This is a genomic window from Yersinia sp. IP36721, assembly GCF_003634395.1.
Lineage (GTDB): Bacteria > Pseudomonadota > Gammaproteobacteria > Enterobacterales > Enterobacteriaceae > Yersinia > Yersinia entomophaga.
Map to the genome: position 1 here is coordinate 38,374 of NZ_QCZL01000001.1, position 19,821 is coordinate 58,194.

A 19,821-nucleotide genomic window follows, 5' to 3' on the forward strand; every position below is an offset into this window, starting at 1 on the left:
CAAAGCAACAAAATTCCTGAAGTAATCAGAAAAAGTGAGTCATAACGTGATCTAATCGATTTTATTGCAGTGAGAAATATTGGGTAGTTTAAAAACAAAAGATATGGATTATCATTAGCGTTCGAATCTTATTATGCATTTATCAAGGATATATCATGTCCGTTAGTCTTCTCCGCGCAGCCCGCTGGCTATTGGCTTCGCTGGCGATCCTTATGTCCTGGTCTGCGTTGGCTGCACCTATTGTGGTTACCGATGTGGCGGGGCGTGAAGTGACATTGCCTCAGCCCGCCGCCAAAGTCATGTTGGCTGACGCCAGAGCCTTGCTGGCGCTGAATATTTTGCATCCGCAAACGCCGCTAAAAAATATTATTGCTTGGGATAATTCGCTAAAAGTCAAAGCGCCAGATCTGGTAGAGGCTTACGCGAAGACATTCCCTGAAATCAATAAGATTCCTATTTTTGAAAACCCCTACGTTTCTGATTTTAGCGTGGAACAAGCGGTAGTTTTCAGGCCAGATCTAATAATTTTTGATATTGGCTTGCTGGAAAAACTGAAAAGCAGCGGCGTGTTAGGGCAGTTGGAAAAAGCCGGACTGCCGGTATTAATCATCGATTTCCGTCAGCAGCCGCTCACCAATACGGTGCCAAGTATGAGATTACTCGGCAAAGTCTTTGGCGAAGAGGCGAACGCTGAATCCTTTATTCAGTTCTATCAGCAACGTTTGGATTTGGTTCGTGAGCGGGTTGCGGCCTTAAAACCAGAGCAGCGCCCCAGCGTGTTTATCGAACGCAGCGCCGGAATGAAAGGCGATGATTGTTGCAGCACTTTTGGGAAAGGCAGTTTCGGACAATTTATCGATGTTGCAGGCGGTAATAACGTTGGAAGCAAGCTGTTTCCGGCAATGGGCGGAGACGTTAACGTCGAGCAACTGATTGCCAGTAACCCGGATTTTTATCTGATGACCGGCGCTGACTGGAGTCGCGGGCACCGAGGTACTTTAGCGGTTCCGCTAGGTTATAGCACCGATGAAGCTACCACGCAGGCGCGTCTGAAACACCTGATGAATCGCACCGGCATCAGCGTGCTGCAATCGGTCAAAGATAAGAAGGTTATGGCGATTTATCATCAGTTTTACGATACGCCGTTCAACGTGATTGCCGTTGAAGCCATTGCTAAATTCCTGCATCCGGAGCTATTTAGCGATCTTGACCCTCTGGCAGATATCAAGATGTTGCATCAAAAATACACCGCGCTGGATTACAGCGGCGTGTTTTGGGTTCAGGCTAAATAATTCCTGCCACGCTCATTTCTCCTGCTAATCCTCCCCTTACGGGAGGATATTTCTGAGCCTGTTCTATTGAGGCAATATTATTTGCCATTTTGAATATTCGCTCTGCTCAAATGGCTTGTGCGCGTCATGTTTGTTTGTGGTTTTCTACGTAAACCTTTGCCGGCCAAGACTTCGACTGAAATAAACTCTGATTCGATTTATTGCCAATATCGATTTACTTGGTAAGCAGAATCATTAAGATTAGCGTTTCTAAAAAATACATTCATATACATTTCCTTTCGGAATAAACCTCATATGTTTACTTTTACTCGTCTTTCCTTGCTAGCTGCATCCATTGCGCTGGCATTGCCTACCTACGCCGCGGATAAAAAAACTCAGGCTGATGATAACCAGCCAACGGCCAATCAGGATGCACCCGCCACGGGTAAAAGCGACACGCTTTCGGTAGTGGGAAACTGGTTGGATAACACCGATAACAGTACGGTTGTGCTGAATCATCCGGGGGCGCGAACCATCGTCACCCAGCAGCGTTTGCAGGAAAAAGGTGCGCAGACTATCGGTGATTCACTGCGCGGTATTCCTGGTGTTCAGGTGCGCGAAAGCAACGGTACTGGCGGTAGCGATATTTCTCTTAACGTTGGCGTTCGTGGTTTAACTTCGCGTTTGTCACCGCGTTCCACCATTTTGCAGGATGGCATTCCGCTGGCGGTGGCTCCTTACGGACAGCCACAGCTCTCTATGGCGCCGTTATCCATCGGAAATCTACAGTCTATCGACGTGATTCGCGGCGGCGGTGCGGTACGTTATGGGCCGCAGAACGTCGGTGGAATTATTAACTTCAATACCAAAGCGATTCCTAAAGAGTTTAGCGGCGCGGTGAGCGCGCAGACTCAGGGCGCTAGCCACGGCGGCCTGAAAACCCTATCCAGCGCTTCTTTAGGCGGGACGGCGGATAACGGCTTCGGCGCGGCGTTGATGTACTCTGGTTTACACGGCCAGGGGTATCGCGATAGTAACGACAATACCGACATCGACGATTTTCTGCTGAAAACTCGTTATGAAATCACGCCTAATGATGAGCTGTTGGCCAACTTCCATTATTACGAAGCCCACGCCGGTATGCCAGGCGGCCTGACCAGTGCGCAATATGCGCAAAACCCCTTCCAGTCGACTCGACCATTCGATCAGTTCGATGGCCGTCGCCGCGATATGTCTTTCAAATATAAGCATCAGGAAGAAGATAAGCAGTTTGAATTACTGACTTATTTCACCAAAAGCTTCCGCGGTAGCAATATTGAATCTGAAGGCACTGGCAATAATGTGGGTAAAAAACGGATGGTTGCCTATCCGCGCAATTACACCACTTGGGCCATTGAGCCGAGTTATTCCCAATTATTCCGTTTAGGCAGCACTTCCCATGAGGTGACGGTAGGCTATCGTTATCTGAATGAAACCATGGACGAGAAAGCATATCGTTCTGTCTGGTATGCACCGAGTTCAGCGTCTTCTACACCGGCGACGCCGGATTACTACCAACACACCTCTGGCGGCACTGAAGCCCACGCGGTGTATATCGATGATGCGGTAAACGTTGGCAACTGGACAATCACTCCGGGCCTGCGTTATGAAAAAATCAGCACTAACGTCGATGATTCTTTCTCACAAACTTCTCGTGAGAAGCATTACAGCGAGCCACTGCCATCCCTGAACCTGATGTATCATCTGTCTGATGAATGGAAGCTGTTTGCTAACGCGAATACCTCTTTTGGCAGTATGCAGTACTTCCAACTGAGCAAAGGTGGCAACGGTAACGCGCCCGCGCCGGGTCTGACCGCAGAGAAGGCGCATACCTACGAGATTGGTACTCGCTTCGACGACACACTTCTCACCGGAGAAGTGACGCTGTTCTACATTGATTTCGATAACCAACTGCAATACATCAGCAACGATATCGGCTGGACCAATCTGGGCGCGACCAAACATCAAGGGATTGAAATGGCGTTCAGTTACGATTTGAGTGAATTGAACCCGACGCTGGACGGTGTGAGCGTTTATACCAGCTATACCTACACCAAAGCGACGACCGAAGGCGGCGCGTTTGCGGGTAAAGATCTACCGTTCTATTCCCGCCAGGTATATACCGTTGGAACCCGTTACCAGACCGGAAACTGGACTTGGAATCTGGATAGCTATGCGCAATCTAAACAGCGTTCACCGGGGAGCGGCCCGATTTATATTACCGAAGAAAGCGCCGACGGCCAGTTTGGTAATATTCCGGGTTATATGGTGTGGAATACTCGCGCCGAATATAATTTCGGGCCACAGTGGTCAAATCTGACGTTAGGCGCTGGGGTAAAAAACCTATTTGACCAACGTTATTTCACTCGTTCAAATGATAACAATTCCGGCAAATATGTCGGCGAGCCGCGCACCTTCTTCGTGCAAGGTTCTGTAGCATTCTAAAGCCGTTCACCCGGCCAAATACTGGCCGGGTTTCTGATAGTGTTTCGAGCAATTTTTCCTGCTCCGCAATTTCCTTTCGCTATTTCGTGCAGCCATCCTTTCAAAAAAATTATGCCTGAAACAGCAGAAATAACATTCTATAAAAATAGTTACTAAACTAAATTAGCCGCGTTTAGATAGTCAAAATATACCTCGAGCGCGATAAGTTACGTGAATTATTTTCACAATAAACCGACTGATTCATTCCAATAAACTCAACGCATTTTTAATGTACTTATTTAATGGTTTGTATGACTAAATAAATTTTTTATCCCGTTTGGCGTGGTGAAATCCAATGTCTGCGGGGAGCGCTCTGGTATTTAACTGGCAGGGCAAATACATCGCCCCACAGGAAAGAGATAGTCTGGCTGACAACCGATATTTAGTGGACGGATTCCGCGGTAGCGAGCGTATCGCTGGCGAAAGCGACTTTATTGCGACCGTTTTTCTTGGCTTGATACAGTGCTTCATCCGCGGCTTTCAGCGAAGCTGGCAAATCCAAGGGTTGCAGCGGTGAAATGCCGGCGCTGAGCGTGACCGTAGTGGATACTTTATGATTGAAAACGTGGGGAATATCCAGCCCTAGTACGCGCTGGCGAACGCGCTCCGCCAGCTGTGAGGCGTATTCTTCGCTAACGTGGGTCAGCAATACCAGAAACTCTTCTCCACCGAAGCGCACCACGATATCTCGTGAACGCACAGCATCGCGAATGGCTGCAGCAACCCGCACCAAAGCCTGATCGCCCATGGTATGACCGTAGTTGTCGTTATAGGCCTTGAAATGGTCAATATCCAGCAACAAAACATAATGATTACCCGGCGACTGCGTTAGCAGGCTTTCCAGCTTACTTTCCAGGCCGCGTCGGTTATAAAGATTAGTTAATGGGTCTATCATGCTTAAATCACTGAATTTTTCTCGTTCATTATATAAATGGGCGACCAATTTTCGGGTGAATTCATCGCTGCGGCGCAGCATAAGATGATGTAAGCAAAAACCAATGAGTGGCAGCATAACAGTGAATATAATGCGGAAAATATTCTGGAAATCGTCCAGAAAAATCACGGCAATCGCCGCTGGCGCTGAATGTAAACAAAAGGCGATAAAGTTATCGGAAAGCGCGATAGTGCTGATAAAGAAAATTGTAAACAGGCTGATCAATAAGAAGTTATTTTCGTCTCGCCCCAAATATTCATATTTTAGAATGATTTGCCATGTCCACAGAATACCGAGAATAAATGCGAATATATTCAGTTTATTCGCATAATCCTTCGGAAAAAATATGTTAAATAACAATGCACTAATGCTGAGAATAGCAATCAATACCACCGGCAAAGTAAATGCTGGAGTGTAGTGAGCCGGTAATAACATATTAAAAATAGATGAAGACGCATTTAAAAATAAAAAGAGCAGTAAAGAGAGCCGATGCTTACTTTTCAATAGCTGATCGTAGGAATGGCCGTTCATATTAAATTCACTCTGTGTATGTAATGCTGTCCGCAGACAAATAAACAATATCCTCATGCCGCCTGATTTAAGGGGCACGATAAATAGTTTTTCTTTGAAATTATTCTTATTTAAATCTTTTTAAGATTTTTCTTAATACAAAATTACCATCTTTGGATCGGCATGTCATCATGATGTCGAGCTGCTACGCAAAATGATGCACTTAACTACAGAGTGTTATATGATATTGGTTATCATTATCACTTAGTGTGGGGGTATTATCATGATTGGAGCGACAATAGCAGCCTGCCGGTCGTGGAGGCTGAACGATTTCTTACTGAGTCGAATGGCCAGCGGATGGGGTGTTTTACTGCCTTGTGCGCTTTTACCTTTGCTGGGTTGGGGGGATTTTAGCGTGACCGAACTGCGTGGCATTATTGTCGCCGCGATGTTGGCAACGTTGAGTATGCTGTACCACCCGCGCCTGCGCCATTTTCTGTTGATTCCTTCCTGCCTGGCAATGGCTGGCGGTCTACTCGCAGTTTTGACACATCTATGAATACGGGCTGAATGACGGCGTATTTAGGGCAAAATAGGGAAGTTTTTTTGGGAAGATAACCAAGTGCTTTCGAGCGAGTACCGCTAAGTGAGCTATAGCCACATGCTATATCACTTGCACATACCAAGAAGGGAGAAAACCGAGGAATTCAATCAGTGTGGTGCGAAGGGAGGGACTTGAACCCTCACGTCCGTAAGAACACTAACACCTGAAGCTAGCGCGTCTACCAATTCCGCCACCATCGCACATCTGATTGTTTTTACTGCTTTAATTTATGTCACCAGCTTGGTGCGAAGGGAGGGACTTGAACCCTCACGTCCGTAAGAACACTAACACCTGAAGCTAGCGCGTCTACCAATTCCGCCACCATCGCGTACCATGTTCATCACTTTTGTGATGCAACCACGGGGGCGAATTCTAGAGATTTTCCTGTTCAGGTCAATACTTATTTCCCTTTATCGGGACGGTTGCTGTAAAAAACAGCATATCCGCAGTTATTCGGCTGATTCATTGAGATATCGGGCTTTTCAGCGCTATTTTTCGTCAGCATTACTGATGAGTTCATCGGAAATTAAAAGCTTTCTCATCAATAAGAAGCCTGAAATATGTGAGAGAGTTCGGGTTGAAAGGCGGGCAAAGTACGGAATAAGTGAGTAAACGGTGTTTACGCCATGCGGCAGCGGCTATGCGCTGCAACATGACGTGCTGATCTTGAAAATTTCAACGTTAGCGTATTCAAACGCCAAATTATTACAGTATCAGATTATTAACGTTTGGCTTTTGCGCGGGGAGCGCGGCCAACGGTCGCCTGATAAACCTTAAAACGACCATTTTGTGCCAGTACTTCATGGCTGCCAAACGCGGCATCCAGCAGCGCCGGATAAGGCAGGAAAGAGTTAGCCACAATGCGCAGCTTGCCACCAACGTGCAAATGACCGGTTGCACCACGAATGAGCATTTCTGCCGCGTGGAAACTGGTTTGTAACCCATCATGGAACGGCGGGTTGGAAATGATCATATCGAAACGCCCCTGAATGTCAGAGTAAACGTTACTCGCGATCACTTCAGCTTCGATTTCGTTGGCAGCCAAGGTTGCCCGGCTGGCTTCAATGGCCGCTGCGCTAACGTCGCTCAGAGTCCATTTAATCTTCGGTGACTGTTTGGATAATACCGAAGCCAATACGCCTGCACCGCAGCCGACGTCCAGCACGCGACCTTTAAAAGGTTCGTTGAAGGTGGAGAGCAGCAGGTAGCTGCCGGAATCCAGCGCGTCTTTACTGAACACGCCCGGCAGGGTTTTGATGGTGACATCATCAACCTGATAGCTATGCCACCAGCCTTCCGGATCAAATTCAGGCTGTTTATCTAAACGCGCATGGTACAAACCGCAGCGGCGCGCGCTGTCGATTTTGGTCAACGTGGCAAAATCACTCAGCATTTCTTCTGCGCTACGTACGCCACAGCGGTTTTCACCGACGATAAAAATATCGGTGCCGATTGGCAGCATAGACAGCAGATTAGCCAGTTGGAACTGAGCTTCTTGCTTGCTTTTTGGCCAGTAGTAAATCAGCGTATCACTTTGCGCCAGAAAATCGGCGTCAGCCAGCAGACCGAATTGAACATTGTCTTCCAGCGTATTGCTCAGTAATTGCCAGTGGTGATATTGGTTAGTGTGAACACGCACCTCGGCGGCTTCGAACTGCGCCGGTAACGCGTCCTGTAGGTCGCCTGCAAAAATCACGCGGCGTTGAATAAACTCATCACTATGGCGCAGCATCACTTCACTGGCTGGGGTTAATGCGGACATCAGTCGTTGGCTCCTTAATAATATGATCGGGGATTATAGAGGTTTGTTGGCGCATATTCGATGTGTTTGCTAGCATAGCGCCGAAACACGGGTATCTTGACAGGAAATAGCATGGCATCAAGACGAGACTGGCTATTGCAGCAGCTTGGCATTACGCAGTGGACGCTACGCCGTCCCGCCGTGTTGCAAGGCGAAATTGCAGTAAGTTTACCCGAGGATATTCGCCTGCTTATTGTGGCGGAAACGCTCCCCGGTCAGGACGATCCTTTGCTGTGTGATATCGTGCGCAGCCTTGGCCTGAGTGCCGCTCAGATATATAGCCTGACGCCGGATCAGGTGGCGATGCTGCCGGAAGATACGCAGTGTAATAGTTGGCGATTGGGTATCAGCGAGCCGCTTGCGCTGGCCGGTGCACAATTACACAGCCCGGCGTTGACCGAGCTTTATCAAGATGCGGGCGCGAAGCGCGCACTTTGGCAGCAGATTTGTCACCATGAAGCAGATTTCTATCCTGACGCCAGCCGATCTGGCCACCGCGTATCAGATTGAGCAAGCCAGCCACGAATTTCCGTGGACGGAAAAAAACCTGTTCAGTAATCAGGGCGAACGTTATCTCAACTATAAGCTGACGGTCGATCAGCAAATGGCCGGTTTCGCGATTACGCAAATTGTATTGGACGAAGCCACGCTGTTTAATATCGCCATTGATCCGCAGCATCAGCGCCAAGGCTACGGCCGCTTACTGCTTGAACATTTGATTGAACAGTTGGAGACGCGTGATGTAGTCACACTTTGGCTGGAGGTAAGAGCCTCAAACGCCCGCGCCATCGCGCTGTATGACAGCCTTGGCTTTAATGAAGTATCGGTGCGGCGTAACTACTATCCCAGCGCGAATGGGCGCGAAGATGCCATTATGATGGCGTTACCTTTGGCTTAAAGCCGGTTTCGCTGTCGCAGGTATTTTCATCGATTGTCTATCCCGGTTAAATCAGGGAAAATATCGCGCTATAACACTGATTCTCGCTTTCCTGAATCATGCATGACTCCGAGTGATGCCAGAGCAGGGCGGCCCAAAGTAGAAATATCTAACTATGTCTCCAAGTGAATATGCACAAGAAGTGGCGAAAAGACGTACTTTCGCCATTATTTCCCACCCTGATGCCGGTAAAACCACCATCACTGAAAAAGTGTTGCTGTTCGGACAGGCTATCCAAACCGCCGGTACGGTAAAAGGCCGTGGCTCCAATAACCACGCCAAATCCGACTGGATGGAAATGGAGAAACAGCGCGGTATCTCCATCACCACCTCGGTGATGCAGTTCCCGTATAAGGAATGCCTGGTAAACCTGCTGGACACCCCGGGGCATGAAGACTTCTCCGAAGATACTTACCGTACTCTAACCGCCGTCGACTGCTGTTTGATGGTTATTGATGCGGCAAAAGGGGTAGAAGATCGTACCCGTAAGCTGATGGAAGTGACCCGCCTGCGCGATACGCCGATTCTGACCTTTATGAACAAATTGGATCGTGATATTCGTGATCCGATGGAAGTGCTGGATGAAGTGGAACGCGAACTGAAAATTGCCTGTTCTCCAATCACTTGGCCAATTGGCTGCGGTAAGTTGTTTAAAGGGGTTTACCACCTCTATAAAGATGAAACTTATCTGTACCAGACCGGTAAAGGCCACACCATTCAGGAAGTCCGGATTGTTAAAGGCCTGAATAACCCAGAGCTGGACGTTGCTGTAGGTGAAGATCTGGCCAAACAGTTCCGTCAGGAGCTGGAACTGGTGCAGGGCGCTTCCCATGAGTTCGATCATGAGGCTTTCCTGACCGGTGATTTAACGCCGGTCTTCTTCGGTACCGCATTAGGTAACTTTGGCGTGGATCACATGCTGGACGGCCTGGTTTCCTGGGCTCCGGCACCGATGCCGCGTAAAACCGACGTGCGTGAAGTGGTGGCGTCAGAAGAGAAATTCACCGGTTTCGTATTTAAAATTCAGGCCAATATGGACCCGAAACACCGTGACCGCGTGGCCTTTATGCGTGTAGTTTCCGGCCGATACGTAAAAGGTATGAAACTGCGTCAGGTTCGTACCAAGAAAGACGTTGTGATTTCTGATGCGTTGACTTTTATGGCCGGCGACCGTTCCCATGTGGAGGAGGCTTTTGCTGGCGATATCATCGGCTTGCACAACCACGGAACCATTCAGATTGGTGATACCTTCACTCAAGGTGAAGATATGAAGTTCACCGGTATCCCGAACTTTGCGCCAGAGCTATTCCGTCGTATTCGTCTGCGCGATCCGCTGAAGCAGAAACAATTGTTGAAAGGTCTGGTTCAGCTGTCAGAAGAAGGTGCGGTACAGGTATTCCGCCCAATCTCCAACAACGACCTGATCGTCGGTGCGGTAGGGGTGCTACAGTTTGAGGTGGTATCTTCCCGGCTGAAAAGTGAATACAACGTTGAAGCAGTATACGAATCGGTCAATGTTTCCACCGCCCGTTGGGTTGAGTGCAACGACGTGAAGAAATTCGAAGAGTTCAAACGTAAGAATGAGCTGAATCTGGCGCTGGATGGTGGCGATAATCTGAGCTATATCGCTCCAACCATGGTCAACCTGAATATTACTCAAGAGCGTTATCCGGACGTTATTTTCCGTAAAACTCGCGAGCATTAATCTCAGCTGTATCCCTTATAATTCGGGGCATCCACTGCCCCGAATCTTTAGTTTTCCTCATCATTTATACCTCTAAGATTCATCCTACTAATCTTCCGATGTTGCCCCTTTAGGCGGATTCCTACTGTCTTTTTTTATCTGTGGTCTATATTTATAAGCGTGTTAGGCAATCGTTCAGATAAAAACAGTATTCTGAATCAATCAGTTAAGCTTTTGTTTGTTCATTGCCAAACGACAGGTTTAATTCTGTTAAATCAGTCAGTAAGCGAAAATGTGCTCTGGATTAAGCGTTATTGTCAGTTGTAGCAGGCAGTTTTGCTTCAGTTTGTTAATCCGGACTTTGTTTATGGCTGAATTTAATGGTGTTTTAGGCCGGCATCGCAATTGTGGATTGCAATTGCAGTATGTCTGACCGAGCAAGCTCAATTTTTGCCCGTTTGGAAATATTGAAGCTACAGTAATTGTGAAGTATCCATTGAGTGAGCCACGAAAACGGTGGCGAAACAACTGACACTGACTGGCTTCACACCAAAAAGGAAAAATCGATGAAAAACACTACATTTGCACGTTCAGTGATGGCTGTTGTTTTAGGTTCTGCGTTGGTTAGCGGAAGCGTAATGGCTGAAGACACTTTACTCAATAAAGCATCCAGCACGATAGACAGCACCGGTGCGAAAATCGATAGCTCCATGAAAAAAGTTGATAATTACATGGATGAGAGCGCAACTACGGCTAAAGTTAAAAGTGCATTAGTTGAGGATAAAACTATTAAGAGCGGCGATATCTCGGTGAAAACTGAAAATGGCGTTGTTGTTCTGAGTGGTTTTGTATCCAGCCAGGCTGAAGCCGAGCGTGCGGTTGCTGTCGCAAGCAAGGTAGAAGGCGTGAAATCTGTCAGTGATAAGCTGCATGTAAAAGATCAGAAAACACAATCAGTTGGTGAATATGCCGGTGACGCAACCACGACCAGCAAAGTAAAAGCCAAACTGTTGGCCGATGATATCGTTCCATCGCGCAAAATTACCGTAGAAACCACCGCTGGTGTCGTCCTATTGACGGGCGACGTAGAAAATAAAGCGCAAGCTGAGCGGGCTGAAAGCATCGCGAAAGCCATCGACGGTGTGAAAAGTGTAAAAAACGATCTGAACATTAAGCCTTAATACTTCCACAGACGGTCTGTGGAGTAGCAGGCCGTTCTGAAGAGCTTAAAACCCAGAGTTGACCCGTTAGTCGTTGCTGAAGCGCTCTATGGATGGGGCTTTTTGAAGCTACAAATACCACAGTAAGCGTGTTGTTCAGCACTACAGCGGGTCAATTTTATTGAGATACGGATGGAAGGAGAGGGCTTATGTTTCGTTGGGGCATTATTTTTCTGGTAATAGCGTTGATTGCTGCGGCGCTGGGTTTCGGTGGGTTAGCCGGTACGGCGGCCTGGGCCGCCAAAGTGGTATTCGTCGTCGGTATCATACTCTTCTTAATCAGTTTGTTTACCGGACGTAAACGTCTTTAGCTAGCGTAGGAAGATTTTTACATTCTTGTTTTTATGCTGGAAAGCCGCTGTCATTAACAGCGGCTTTTTAATGGGCCAAATGAAGCTATTTAAGAAACCACCAATAGCGAATTAAGACGACATCATTAGCAAAAAGAGTCTGTTTTTCCGATGTTAATCGGTGATTTACTGGGCGTAAAACTGGCTATCAGCAATGATTCTTTACAAGAAGATTAACGAAAGCGCGTAAGACAAGCTATTCTCGGGGTCTATTGCTACTCACTAAGGATGGATGGTGGGACACAGAATACCTATCACGCTGGGCAATATTGAGCCATTAGCGTACAAACCCTATCAGCCCGGGAAAATGGCGTTGGTATGTGAAGGGGGCGGGCAGCGGGGGATTTTTACCGCCGGGGTGCTGGATGAATTTCAGCGAGCCCGCTTTAATCCATTCGATTTAATGATAGGTACTTCCGCCGGTGCGCAGAATCTATCCGCTTTCATCTGTGACCAGCCGGGCTATGCTCGTCGGGTTATCACGCGTTATACCACCAGTGCGAATTTCTTTAATCCTTTGCGCTTTGTTCGTGGCGGCCACCTGATCGATCTCGATTGGCTGGTCAATATCACCTCTGAGCAATTGCCGCTAGCTATTGATCATGCGGAAAAGCATTTGTCCAATGGACGTGAATTCTTGATGTGCGCCTGCCGCAGCGATGATTTCACGCCGACTTATATCGCGCCCAATAGAGAAAACTGGCTGCCGGCGATTAAAGCCTCCAGCGCCATTCCTGGATTTTATCGTTCAGGGGTGGAAATGGATGGAATCAGTTATCTGGACGGTGGTATCAGCGATGCCATACCGGTGGAGGAAGCTCATCGTCGCGGCGCAGATACCATTGTCGTGATTCGCACAGTGCCTTCGCAAATGTATTACACCCCGCAGTGGATGAAGCGCATGGAGCATTGGTTTAGCGAAAGCAGCCTGCAACAAATGGTGCGAATTATGCAGCAACACGAGCATAGCTATCATCGCATTCAAAAGTTTATTGAAAAGCCGCCGGGGAAATTACGGGTGTTTGAAATTTTCCCACCTAAGCCGCTAGCCAGTAACGCTTTGGGCAGTAAAATAGCTTCGCTAAATCGGGATTATCATTTGGGACGCCGCTGTGGTCGTTATTTTTTAGCAACCGTGGGCCACTGGTTATTGCCTCGAGATAAAAGGCCGGATGATAAGAGTAAGGTGGTTTTCTCTCGTCGTTTAATTAAACCGCGCCATGACATTCAGCCTGAAATTGTAGCCTCGTCATTGCTCTCTGAATCGGGTCACTTTGCTGAAACGGGGAAAATCTTACCCGCCGAGAATATGCCGTTAGCAAAGGGGCTTATTTTACCGGCTAAGCTTAGAAATAAAGTGGCGCAGGTGATTTCTGATTTCACTCCACCGGTCAAAGCAAAAAAATCTAAAGGTGATAAGGCATAATGTCAGGTTCTAACAGCAGCGCAGCTTATTTTATTGATACTCACTGTCATTTCGATTTTCCGCCGTTTAGCGGAGCGGAGGTGGCTAGTCTGACATCGGCTGCGCAGGCGAACGTTCGGCAAATCATTGTACCCGCTGTAGAAGCCGAATATTTCGATCGCATACAGGCTTTAGCTAATGATTATCCGGCGCTGTTTGCCGCTCTGGGAATGCACCCGCTGTATATCGACAGGCATCAGGAGCCGCATCTGACTTTACTGGATCAGCGGCTGTCGCAGAGATCGCCAAAAGTGGTTGCAGTGGGCGAGATTGGGCTGGATCTGTATATGGAAAATCCGCAGTTCTCTCGCCAATTGGCGTTATTACAAGCGCAGCTTAAATTAGCTAAACGGTATGATTTACCAGTGATTTTGCATTCTCGCCGCACTCACGATCAACTGGCCGCGGCGCTGCGTAAAGCCGATCTGCCGCGCACCGGTGTAGTACATGGTTTTGCCGGCAGTCTGGTACAAGCGCAGGCGTTTATTAAATTAGGCTATTACATCGGCGTGGGTGGCACTATTAGCTATGAGCGAGCGCAGAAAACCAGAAAAGTGATGGCCGAGTTACCGCTGGAAGCGCTGTTGCTGGAAACCGATGCGCCGGATATGCCGCTGGCCGGTTTTCAGGGACAACCGAATCGCCCTGAACGCACGGCGGACGTGTTCACTGTGCTGTGTGAATTACGATCCGAACCAGCGGATGTCATTGCGCAGCAGCTTTATGCCAACAGTGTGCGTTTGTTTAATCTTCCTCCGGCGTAATACCTTTCATTTCACCGCGCAGTTGTGCTGACTACCTCCATTCATCCCCGAGACTTAGTCGGCTAAGCTCCCAACCACTCACTCAGCTGCCGCGTGGCTGCAACGAAAAATGAACGGATGGCTAACAACGGGCTGAACGTCATTGAAGCCCCTGAATGAGTTACTTAGCGTGGTAACATCCTAACTACTAATAACGGCTATAATTATGTGAATCTGATCACGTTTCCAGTCATTTGGTTGCTTCTTTGTGTGTTTATTTGTGACAGGGATTGTTTGCGATTTGAGCCATGACGCTATAATCCCCCCGAATTCAAAAAAGAAATATGTGGTCTGAACGCATATTAAATCGTGTCATTCTCCATTTAATACATACACAGGGAACATCAGATGCAACCCATCATGAGTTTGGTCGGGATGGCGGTACTGATATTAATTGCTGTCTTACTCTCGAGTAACTTTAGGGCTATTAATATCCGCACCGTCGTAGGCGCTTTTATTATCCAGATTGGCGTCGGAGCATTGGTTTTGTATGTGCCGATCGGTCGCCGTATTTTGGGCGGAATGTCCGAAGGCGTAGCGAATGTGATCGCCTATGGTAACGAAGGGATTTCATTTATTTTCGGCGGACTGGTCTCCGACAAGATGTTTGAAGTTTTCGGCGGCGGTGGCTTTGTTTTCGCCCTGCGCGTTCTGCCGGTTATCGTCTTTTTCTCCTCACTGATCGCGGTACTTTATTACCTCGGAATCATGCAGCTGGTGATTCGCGTACTGGGTGGCGGCCTGCAAAAACTGCTGGGGACTTCCCGCACTGAATCCCTGTCGGCTACCGCGAATATCTTCGTTGGTCAGACAGAAGCGCCGTTGGTGGTACGTCCGTACATCTCTACCATGACACAATCTGAGCTGTTTGCCGTGATGTGCGGTGGCCTGGCGTCGGTTGCGGGTTCAGTATTGGCGGGTTATGCGCAAATGGGCGTGCCGTTGGAATACCTGATTGCCGCGTCCTTTATGGCCGCGCCAGGTGGCTTGCTGTTTGCCAAATTGATGGTGCCGGAAACTGAAAAAACGCACGATCACGAAGATGCAACCAAGCTGATTCCTGAAGCCGATCGCCCAGCGAACGTCATCGATGCAGCGGCAACCGGTGCGGCTTCCGGTATGCAATTGGCGTTGAACGTGGGTGCAATGCTGTTGGCATTCATCGCGTTAATCGCTTTGTTGAACGGCATTTTAGGCGGTATTGGCGGCTGGTTTGATTATCCGCAGCTCTCCCTGGAATTGATTCTAGGCTGGGTATTCTCGCCAATTGCTTTCCTGATTGGCGTGCCGTGGAGCGAAGCGACGGTGGCGGGTTCCTTTATCGGTCAGAAGATTATCGTCAATGAATTCGTGGCCTTTATGAACTTCGGTCAGTATTTGAAAGCCGATGAGTTGGTTATTGCCGCTGGTTTGCCAGTACTTTCCGATCATACCAAAGCCATTATTTCTTTTGCTCTGTGCGGTTTTGCCAACCTTTCATCCGTGGCAATTCTGTTGGGCGGTCTGGGCAGCATGGCGCCGAATCGCCGTCATGACATTGCTCGTTTCGGTTTGAAAGCGGTGGCAGCAGGGACTTTATCTAATCTGATGAGCGCCACCATTGCCGGTTTCTTCCTGGCTCTGTAATTCATATCGATTTGTAAAATATAATATTCTGCAAAGGTAGATTGTTTGTAGAATAGCGTGCTGGCGGGGACGGTTATCACCCGCCAGCCTGTTTTTCCCTTCCGGTGACTCAGGCCGTTTGTGCGTATTGTCATCACCGTCGTCGCACGGAATTAGATGAATAGGCTATTCTTGATGCGAGAGCGAAAGATAGTCTGCACTTATCGATAAATCAGGTTATTTTGTGACTCAATTCACATATAATTCAGACCTGTTACAAATAACTATTAATTAATGTGAGTATTAACACATCTCATTTGAGCGCTTCATGCTCAAATAGAGACAGCTGGCTTTTCTTGTGGAAAAGCTAAGTGCGGTGAGATGGATCTCAGTTGCCGCTGCGGGAGCAAATCCCAAGGGCGCTATCTTCAAGGAACCAAGTCCGCTCGCCAACGTGTTGAGCTGCATGGCCTGGAATTTCCATAGGAAATTGCCGTCAGTTCATAAATGAATGCTCGGTTTTGGCGCGGTGCCGAAGCTGAAATAGAGTTGGAGAGTTTTATGACCGATTTAACCGCCAGCGCGAAACGTGCGCTCAGTTTGATGGATTTGACCACTCTGAATGACGACGATACCGATCAAAAGGTTATCGATCTTTGTCATCAGGCAAAAACCCCTGCGGGTCATACTGCGGCTGTCTGCATTTATCCTCGTTTTATTCCGATTGCTCGTAAAACGCTACGGGAACAGGGTACCCCTGAGATCCGTATTGCCACAGTGACCAATTTCCCGCATGGCAATGACGATATCGACATTGCTTTGACCGAGACCCGCGCGGCTATTGCCTACGGCGCCGATGAAGTAGACGTGGTGTTCCCATATCGCGCGCTGATGGCTGGTAACGATAAAGTGGGCTTCGAGCTGGTAAAAGTGTGCAAAGAGGCCTGTGCCGCCGCCAACGTATTGCTGAAAGTCATCATCGAAACCGGTGAATTGAAACAGCAACATTTGATCCGTCAGGCTTCTGAAATTGCGATTAAAGCGGGCGCTGATTTCATTAAAACCTCAACCGGGAAAGTACCGGTGAACGCGACGCTGGAAAGTGCGGAAATCATGATTCGCACCATTCACGATTTGGGCGTAGGCAAAGAAGTCGGCTTCAAACCTGCTGGCGGTGTGCGTACTGCAGAAGACGCGGCTGCATTCCTGAAATTGGCGGACGGTATCATGGGCGAAGGTTGGGCAGATGCGCGCCACTTCCGCTTCGGTGCATCCAGCCTGTTAGCCAGCTTGCTGACCACTTTAGGTCATCACAGCACAGCCAAACCCGGCGGTTATTAATTATTGCAGATGCACGACGGGCACTGCGCCCGCCGTGTTGCTATTGCTGAAAAGGCACAATGCGCTTTTCGATTTCCCATTCAGGTCAAGCAGGGGGATGCCTTGTTTCTGGCACAAGAAATTATTCGTAAAAAACGCGACGGTCTGCCGTTGAGCGAAGAAGAAATTCGTTTCTTCATCAATGGTATTCGCGACAATGTTGTTTCCGAAGGGCAGATCGCCGCTTTGGCGATGACCATTTATTTTCATGATATGAGCATGCCTGAACGCGTGGCGCTGACTATGGCGATGCGCGATTCCGGTACCGTGCTGGACTGGAAAAGTCTCAAGCTGAATGGCCCTATTGTGGATAAGCATTCTACCGGTGGCGTTGGCGATGTGACTTCGTTAATGCTCGGCCCAATGGTAGCGGCTTGCGGCGGTTATGTTCCTATGATTTCAGGCCGTGGCCTGGGCCATACCGGCGGTACACTGGATAAGTTGGAGGCCATTCCTGGCTTTGATATTTTCCCGGATGATAATACTTTCCGTAAGATTATTCAGGATGTTGGCGTCGCAATCATCGGCCAGACCAGTTCATTGGCTCCGGCGGATAAACGTTTTTACGCCACTCGCGATATTACTGCGACCGTGGATTCCATTCCGCTGATTACCGCTTCTATTCTGGCGAAGAAACTGGCGGAAGGCCTGGATGCGCTGGTGATGGACGTTAAAGTCGGTTCTGGTGCCTTTATGCCAACCTATCAACTGTCCGCAGATTTGGCGCAGGCGATTGTCGGCGTTGCCAACGGCGCGGGTTGTAAAACAACGGCTCTGCTGACTGATATGAATCAGGTGCTGGCATCCAGCGCCGGTAACGGTGTGGAAGTTCGTGAAGCCGTACGCTTCCTGACCGGTGAATATCGCAATCCGCGCTTGCTGGAAGTGACGATGGCGCTGTGCGTCGAAATGTTGCTTTCCGGCGGGTTGGCGAACTCCGAAACCGATGCGCGCGCTAAGCTACAGGCGGTATTGGATAACGGTAAAGCGGCAGAAGTCTTTGGTCGCATGATTGCGGCTCAGAAAGGCCCGACTGATTTCGTTGAACGTTACGACAGCTATTTGCCGGTGGCGATGCTGAGCAAACCGGTCTTTGCAGAAAAACCGGGCATTATCACCGCGATGGATACCCGCGCGCTGGGGATGTCTGTGGTAGCGCTGGGCGGCGGTCGTCGCCGTGCTACCGATTCAATCGACTACAGCGTTGGCCTGACCGATATGGCGCGTCTGGGCGATAAAATGGATAGCGAACGTCCGTTGGCAGTGATTCATGCCAACAATGAAAGTGACTGGCAGCAGGCGGCTGATGCAGTACGCGCGGCCATGACGCTGGGTGACAAAGCGTTAGAACAAACGCCGGTGGTTTATCGTCGGATTACCGAATAAGCTTTCTTTATTCACTACGAATTTGGCGCAGTAAGGCATGTTGGCCGTACTGCTCCCACAGCGTGAGTTCACGCAGGAGAAAATGATGAAACGTACATTTATTATGGTATTAGACTCATTTGGTATCGGTGCTAGCGCTGATGCTGGCAAGTTTAACGATGAAGGTGCCAACACCCTCGGCCACATCGCTGAAGCCTGTGCCCGCGGTGATGCTGATATTGGACGTAAAGGCCCGCTGACGTTGCCGAACCTGAGCCGTTTAGGGCTGGGTAAAGCCGCTGAAGAATCCTGCGGTACTTTCCCTGTGGGTCTGGATAAAGATGCTGACATCATTGGTGCCTATGCTTACGCCAGCGAATTATCTTCCGGTAAAGACACTCCGTCAGGCCATTGGGAAATTGCAGGTGTGCCAGTTCTGTTTGATTGGGGCTATTTCAGCGACGTTGAGAACAGTTTCCCGCAGGAATTGCTGGATAAACTGGTTAAGCGCGCCAACCTGCCGGGCTACCTAGGCAACTGCCATTCATCCGGTACTGTAATTTTGGATCAGTTGGGCGAAGAACATATGAAAACCGGCAAGCCGATTTTCTATACCTCTGCTGACTCGGTTTTCCAGATTGCTTGCCACGAAGAAACTTTCGGACTGGATCGTCTGTATGAGCTGTGTGAAATCGCTCGCGAAGAGTTAACCGAAGGCGGCTACAACATTGGTCGCGTTATCGCTCGTCCGTTTATCGGCGACAAACCGGGTAACTTCCAGCGTACTGGTAACCGCCACGATCTGGCCGTTGAACCGCCAGCGCCAACCATTTTGAAAAAGCTGGTTGATGAGAAACAGGGTGAGGTGGTTTCTATCGGCAAAATCGCCGATATCTACGCACACGTGGGCATCACTCACAAAGTCAAAGCTACCGGTATTGATGCTTTGTTCGACGCTACTTTGGAAGAAATGAAGAAAGCGGGCGATAACACCATCGTCTTTACCAACTTCGTGGATTTCGACTCTTCTTACGGCCACCGCCGCGATGTGGCAGGTTATGCCGCCGCGCTGGAACTGTTCGATCGCCGCTTGCCAGAATTGCTGGAATTGGTGAAAGATGACGACATTATCATCTTCACCGCTGACCACGGTTGCGATCCAACCTGGCCGGGTACCGATCACACCCGTGAGCACATTCCAGTGCTGGTTTACGGTCCCAAAGTGAAACCGGGTTCTCTCGGTCATCGCGATACTTTCGCTGACATCGGTCAGACCGTCGCGAAATATTTTGATTTGTCACCGATGGATTACGGCAAACCAATGTTTTGATTATCTGCGTCGGACCGTTTATGGCGGTCGACCGGTGAT

At 48.8% G+C, this 19,821-nt stretch carries 16 protein-coding genes and 2 tRNA genes; 14 read left to right on the forward strand and 4 right to left on the reverse strand.

Annotation, left to right across the window (positions count from 1 at the left end; translation table 11 throughout):
* Positions 1-155: 155 nt before the first annotated feature.
* Both DBA33_RS00140 and DBA33_RS00145 read left to right on the forward strand, forming a co-directional pair.
* Positions 156-1,292, forward strand: a complete 1,137-nt coding sequence (locus DBA33_RS00140) for an ABC transporter substrate-binding protein (protein ID WP_064516267.1) — start codon at positions 156-158, stop codon at positions 1,290-1,292.
* Positions 1,293-1,586: 294 nt separating this feature from the next.
* Positions 1,587-3,755: a TonB-dependent siderophore receptor gene (locus DBA33_RS00145; RefSeq protein ID WP_120805173.1), complete on the forward strand. Its 2,169-nt coding sequence runs from the start codon at positions 1,587-1,589 to the stop codon at positions 3,753-3,755.
* Positions 3,756-4,176: 421 nt separating this feature from the next.
* Here DBA33_RS00145 and DBA33_RS00150 read toward each other — a convergent pair whose 3' ends face one another.
* Complete coding sequence (locus DBA33_RS00150; protein WP_162975137.1) at positions 4,177-5,259, reverse strand: GGDEF domain-containing protein; 1,083 nt, start codon at positions 5,257-5,259, stop codon at positions 4,177-4,179.
* A 262-nt stretch (positions 5,260-5,521) separates the two neighbouring features.
* Between DBA33_RS00150 and DBA33_RS00155 the strand changes: the two genes are divergently transcribed.
* Positions 5,522-5,797 (forward strand): DUF1435 family protein, encoded by a 276-nt coding sequence (locus DBA33_RS00155; protein WP_064516273.1) that lies wholly within the window; start codon positions 5,522-5,524, stop codon positions 5,795-5,797.
* Between the two features lie 158 nt (positions 5,798-5,955).
* On the opposite strand, the gene DBA33_RS00160 is transcribed toward DBA33_RS00155, so the two are convergent.
* The 3 genes from DBA33_RS00160 to rsmC form a co-directional block, all read right to left on the reverse strand.
* Positions 5,956-6,042, reverse strand: a tRNA-Leu gene (locus tag DBA33_RS00160).
* A 41-nt stretch (positions 6,043-6,083) separates the two neighbouring features.
* Positions 6,084-6,170: transfer RNA gene (locus tag DBA33_RS00165), tRNA-Leu, on the reverse strand.
* A gap of 393 nt (positions 6,171-6,563) precedes the next feature.
* Complete coding sequence (gene rsmC / locus DBA33_RS00170; RefSeq protein WP_064516275.1) at positions 6,564-7,604, reverse strand: 16S rRNA (guanine(1207)-N(2))-methyltransferase RsmC; 1,041 nt, start codon at positions 7,602-7,604, stop codon at positions 6,564-6,566.
* 111 nt (positions 7,605-7,715) lie between these two features.
* On the opposite strand from rsmC, the gene DBA33_RS00175 reads away from it, so the two are divergent.
* From DBA33_RS00175 to deoB, 11 genes are all read left to right on the forward strand, one after another.
* Positions 7,716-8,153, forward strand: coding sequence for a DNA polymerase III subunit psi (locus tag DBA33_RS00175; RefSeq protein ID WP_064516277.1), 438 nt, complete (start codon positions 7,716-7,718; stop codon positions 8,151-8,153).
* The gene (rimI, locus tag DBA33_RS00180; RefSeq protein ID WP_120805177.1) at positions 8,098-8,541 is read left to right on the forward strand and encodes a ribosomal protein S18-alanine N-acetyltransferase; all 444 of its coding nucleotides are present in this window, start codon (positions 8,098-8,100) and stop codon (positions 8,539-8,541) included. Before DBA33_RS00175 ends, rimI begins: the two co-directional genes overlap by 56 nt.
* Before the next feature lie 154 nt (positions 8,542-8,695).
* The gene (gene prfC / locus DBA33_RS00185; RefSeq protein ID WP_064516281.1) at positions 8,696-10,285 is read left to right on the forward strand and encodes a peptide chain release factor 3; all 1,590 of its coding nucleotides are present in this window, start codon (positions 8,696-8,698) and stop codon (positions 10,283-10,285) included.
* Positions 10,286-10,830: 545 nt separating this feature from the next.
* The gene (gene osmY, locus DBA33_RS00190) at positions 10,831-11,445 is read left to right on the forward strand and encodes a molecular chaperone OsmY (RefSeq protein WP_064516283.1); all 615 of its coding nucleotides are present in this window, start codon (positions 10,831-10,833) and stop codon (positions 11,443-11,445) included.
* Between the two features lie 188 nt (positions 11,446-11,633).
* Positions 11,634-11,795 (forward strand): DUF1328 domain-containing protein, encoded by a 162-nt coding sequence (locus tag DBA33_RS00195; RefSeq protein WP_004389381.1) that lies wholly within the window; start codon positions 11,634-11,636, stop codon positions 11,793-11,795.
* A 271-nt stretch (positions 11,796-12,066) separates the two neighbouring features.
* Complete coding sequence (locus DBA33_RS00200) at positions 12,067-13,260, forward strand: patatin family protein (RefSeq protein WP_120805179.1); 1,194 nt, start codon at positions 12,067-12,069, stop codon at positions 13,258-13,260.
* Positions 13,260-14,063 carry a TatD family hydrolase gene (locus DBA33_RS00205; RefSeq protein WP_064516288.1) on the forward strand — a complete coding sequence of 268 codons (804 nt, stop codon included), beginning with the start codon at positions 13,260-13,262 and terminating at the stop codon, positions 14,061-14,063. Before DBA33_RS00200 ends, DBA33_RS00205 begins: the two co-directional genes overlap by 1 nt.
* A 399-nt stretch (positions 14,064-14,462) precedes the next feature.
* Positions 14,463-15,728: a NupC/NupG family nucleoside CNT transporter gene (locus DBA33_RS00210; RefSeq protein ID WP_179207938.1), complete on the forward strand. Its 1,266-nt coding sequence runs from the start codon at positions 14,463-14,465 to the stop codon at positions 15,726-15,728.
* A 540-nt stretch (positions 15,729-16,268) separates the two neighbouring features.
* Positions 16,269-17,048: a deoxyribose-phosphate aldolase gene (gene deoC / locus DBA33_RS00215; RefSeq protein ID WP_064518433.1), complete on the forward strand. Its 780-nt coding sequence runs from the start codon at positions 16,269-16,271 to the stop codon at positions 17,046-17,048.
* 102 nt (positions 17,049-17,150) lie between these two features.
* Positions 17,151-18,473, forward strand: coding sequence for a thymidine phosphorylase (gene deoA, locus DBA33_RS00220; protein ID WP_064518435.1), 1,323 nt, complete (start codon positions 17,151-17,153; stop codon positions 18,471-18,473).
* Positions 18,474-18,558: 85 nt separating this feature from the next.
* On the forward strand, positions 18,559-19,782 hold the full coding sequence (gene deoB, locus DBA33_RS00225; protein ID WP_120805396.1) for a phosphopentomutase: 1,224 nt from the start codon (positions 18,559-18,561) through the stop codon (positions 19,780-19,782).
* The last annotated feature ends 39 nt before the right edge of the window (positions 19,783-19,821 follow it).

Excerpts from the sequence above, each read along its gene's own strand:
- DBA33_RS00140 (WP_064516267.1), top strand. The coding sequence starts at position 156 with ATGTCCGTTAGTCTTCTCCGCGCAGCCCGCTGGCTATTGGCTTCGCTG.
- DBA33_RS00145 (WP_120805173.1), top strand. The coding sequence starts at position 1,587 with ATGTTTACTTTTACTCGTCTTTCCTTGCTAGCTGCATCCATTGCGCTG.
- DBA33_RS00150 (WP_162975137.1), bottom strand. The coding sequence starts at position 5,259 with ATGAACGGCCATTCCTACGATCAGCTATTGAAAAGTAAGCATCGGCTC.
- DBA33_RS00155 (WP_064516273.1), top strand. The coding sequence starts at position 5,522 with ATGATTGGAGCGACAATAGCAGCCTGCCGGTCGTGGAGGCTGAACGAT.
- rsmC (WP_064516275.1), bottom strand. The coding sequence starts at position 7,604 with ATGTCCGCATTAACCCCAGCCAGTGAAGTGATGCTGCGCCATAGTGAT.
- DBA33_RS00175 (WP_064516277.1), top strand. The coding sequence starts at position 7,716 with ATGGCATCAAGACGAGACTGGCTATTGCAGCAGCTTGGCATTACGCAG.
- rimI (WP_120805177.1), top strand. The coding sequence starts at position 8,098 with ATGAAGCAGATTTCTATCCTGACGCCAGCCGATCTGGCCACCGCGTAT.
- prfC (WP_064516281.1), top strand. The coding sequence starts at position 8,696 with ATGTCTCCAAGTGAATATGCACAAGAAGTGGCGAAAAGACGTACTTTC.
- osmY (WP_064516283.1), top strand. The coding sequence starts at position 10,831 with ATGAAAAACACTACATTTGCACGTTCAGTGATGGCTGTTGTTTTAGGT.
- DBA33_RS00195 (WP_004389381.1), top strand. The coding sequence starts at position 11,634 with ATGTTTCGTTGGGGCATTATTTTTCTGGTAATAGCGTTGATTGCTGCG.
- DBA33_RS00200 (WP_120805179.1), top strand. The coding sequence starts at position 12,067 with ATGGTGGGACACAGAATACCTATCACGCTGGGCAATATTGAGCCATTA.
- DBA33_RS00205 (WP_064516288.1), top strand. The coding sequence starts at position 13,260 with ATGTCAGGTTCTAACAGCAGCGCAGCTTATTTTATTGATACTCACTGT.
- DBA33_RS00210 (WP_179207938.1), top strand. The coding sequence starts at position 14,463 with ATGAGTTTGGTCGGGATGGCGGTACTGATATTAATTGCTGTCTTACTC.
- deoC (WP_064518433.1), top strand. The coding sequence starts at position 16,269 with ATGACCGATTTAACCGCCAGCGCGAAACGTGCGCTCAGTTTGATGGAT.
- deoB (WP_120805396.1), top strand. The coding sequence starts at position 18,559 with ATGAAACGTACATTTATTATGGTATTAGACTCATTTGGTATCGGTGCT.